The sequence below is a fragment of the Burkholderia sp. Se-20378 genome (assembly GCF_017104665.1).
GTDB classification, from domain to species: Bacteria; Pseudomonadota; Gammaproteobacteria; order Burkholderiales; family Burkholderiaceae; genus Burkholderia; species Burkholderia lata.
The window spans coordinates 1-2,457 of sequence record NZ_JAAGPG010000871.1; the positions used below are offsets into that span (position 1 = coordinate 1).

2 protein-coding genes and 1 pseudogene are annotated in these 2,457 nt (G+C 68.3%); all 3 read right to left on the minus strand.

The window, feature by feature from the left end; all coding sequences use genetic code 11:
- Positions 1–156: 156 nt before the first annotated feature.
- Positions 157–1,185: an ABC transporter substrate-binding protein gene (locus G3N93_RS38440; protein WP_206135375.1), complete on the minus strand. Its 1,029-nt coding sequence runs from the start codon at positions 1,183–1,185 to the stop codon at positions 157–159.
- A gap of 32 nt (positions 1,186–1,217) precedes the next feature.
- Positions 1,218–2,057: a class II aldolase/adducin family protein gene (locus G3N93_RS38445; RefSeq protein ID WP_174946122.1), complete on the minus strand. Its 840-nt coding sequence runs from the start codon at positions 2,055–2,057 to the stop codon at positions 1,218–1,220.
- Between the two features lie 33 nt (positions 2,058–2,090).
- Positions 2,091–2,457, minus strand: a pseudogene (locus tag G3N93_RS38450) (hypothetical protein); the annotation flags it as partial.

The window sequence follows — 2,457 nt, forward strand, 5'->3', positions numbered from 1 at the left end:
GTCGGCCAGGTGCGTGCGCGGCGGGCTTCGGCGGCGAGCGTGGCTTCGCAGGCCGTGCAGGCGACGCGCGACGCGGGCGCGGATGCGACGGCATTGCCGCCTGAAGGGGCGGGCGCGGTGCGTGCAGGGGCAGCGTGTTCGATCGTCGACATCGCGTCACCCCAGCACGTTCGCATAGACCTGCTGCGCGAAGCGCTGCGGGTCGGTACTCTTCTTCAGCACGCTGATGCGGCGGAAGTCGTCCGCGTAGAACGCGATTTCCTGCTGCAGGTCGACGTTGGTCGGGTGGTGGTTGTAGGTGAGCGTCGCGTAGAGCTTGCGCAGGTCCTCGGGGCTGATCTTCGGCGAATACTTCGCGAACACCTTCGCGGCTTCGTTCGGGTTGTCGTGCGTGAACTCGGTGGCCTGCACGATCGAGCGCGCGAGTGCGGCGGCCGACGGCCGGTCGTTGCGCACGAGGTCGCCGCGCGCGCCGATCACGCAGCACACCTTGCGCGCGTATTCGCCGGACAGGTTCGTCGCCAGTTCCGTGTACGCACCGTTGCTGCGCTTTTCGAGCAGATAGAGATTCGGGTCGCCGTCGGCGATCGCGTGGATCTCGCCCTTGTCGACCGCCACGCCGAGCAGGTCGGCCGGATACTGCCGCCACGTGATGTCGCGCTCGGGATCGATCCCGTTCTTCGCGAGCAGGATCGAGAAGAAGTGCTTGCCAGGCGCAGCCAGATCGCTGACGCCGACCGTCTTGCCCTTCAGCGCCTGCAGCGTCGTCACGCCGGCCGCCTTCGCGCCGAGCAGCCGCACGCAGCCGCCATGCGAGCTGCCGATGATCTTCACGTCGAAACCGGCTTCGAGCGGCTTCAACCAGCGGTGGATCATCCCGACCGCCGCATCGGCCTTGCCGGTCGCGATCGATTCGAGCAACTGGTCGGTCGAGCCGCTGTAGTTGATCAGCTCGACCTTCAGGCCGTTCTTCTCGAAGAAGCCGCGCTCCTGCGCGACGACGATCGGCGTCAGGCAGAACGCGTTCTGGTTCCACGCGAACGTGAGCTTTTTCAGCGGGGGCGCGGACCAGGCCTTGCGGCCCAGCGTGATCGCGGGCGCGGCGAGCGCGACGGCGCCGGCGGCGCGCAGCAGCTTGCGGCGTTGGTCGTCGTGCGCGTCGGCGGGTGCGGTGGTTCGGGTCATGTGGTCTGGTCTCCGGTCGTGCGGAATGGCGCTCAGTCGAGCAGGTCCGGTTCGTCGGCGACGACGCGCGCGAACAGGCTGTCGAATGCATGCAGCGCACCCTCGGGGCCGCCGATCTGGCCGTGCGTGTGGCGTGCGGTCGCGTGATCGATCGGCTGCGGCGTGCCGGCCGCTTCGGCCAGCAGTTGCGTGTGCGCGGCGTTGTCGAGCGCGATGTACCACCACGCGGCGGCCTCGACCGTCGGGCCGGCGGTCAGGATCCCGTGGTTCTTCAGGATCACGCCCTTGTGCGTGGCGCCGTCCGGCTTTACGAGTGCCTCCGCGATCCGCGCGCCTTCGCTCGTGTCGACGACCATCCCCGTGAAGTCGTCGAACAGTGCGTGGTCTTCATAGAACACGCAGGCGTCCTGCGTGAGCGGATCGAGCGGGCGGCCGAGCGTCGACCACGCCTTGCCGTACGTCGAGTGCGTATGCGCGGCGGCGACGAGATGCGGATGCGCTTCGTGGATCGCCGCATGGATCGCGAATGCCGCCTTGTTCAGCGGCCGCGTGCCGATCGCGGTTTCGCCGCGCGCATTGACGAGCAGCAGGTCGGACACCTTGATCTGTGAGAAATGCACGCCGAGCGGATTCACCCAGAAGTGGTCGGGCAGCTCGGGGTCGCGTGCGGTGATGTGGCCGGCGAGCCCCTGTGCGAAGCCGAAGCGTGCGAACAGGCGGAATGCGGCCGCGAGCCGTTCCTGACGGTGACGGCGCTCGGCGGCGACGTCGATGCGCGGTGCCGGCGGATCGAACCAGAAATGCTGGCGCGGCGCGTCGGCGAGTTCGAGGCCCGATGCGGTACGGACGGGCGAGGAAAGGACGGCGGACATGATGGCGTAGGGCTCCGTATGGCTCCGTTGGGCTCAGGCCGCGTGGCGTGCCGCGTCGCGGGCGGCGACGGCGCTGCGCACGCGCGGAATCAGTTCGCGGCCGTAGTCGATTGCGTCCTCCAGCGGATCGAAGCCGCGGATCAGGAACGTCGTTACGCCGAGGTCGTAGTAGTCGAGCAGTGCGTCGGCGACCTGTTCGGGCGTGCCGACGAGCGCCGTGGAATCCGAGCGCGCGCCGGTGAGCTTCGCGACCTGGGTCCCCAGCCGTTGGTCGACGCGCGAGCCGCGATCGGCGGCGGCGGGCGGGGGCTCGGAGGAGCACCCGTCTGAACTCCAGTCACGGGTGGGAACCTCGTATGCCGTCTTCTGCGTGAAAAAAAAAAAAGAACCAGCGAGAAAA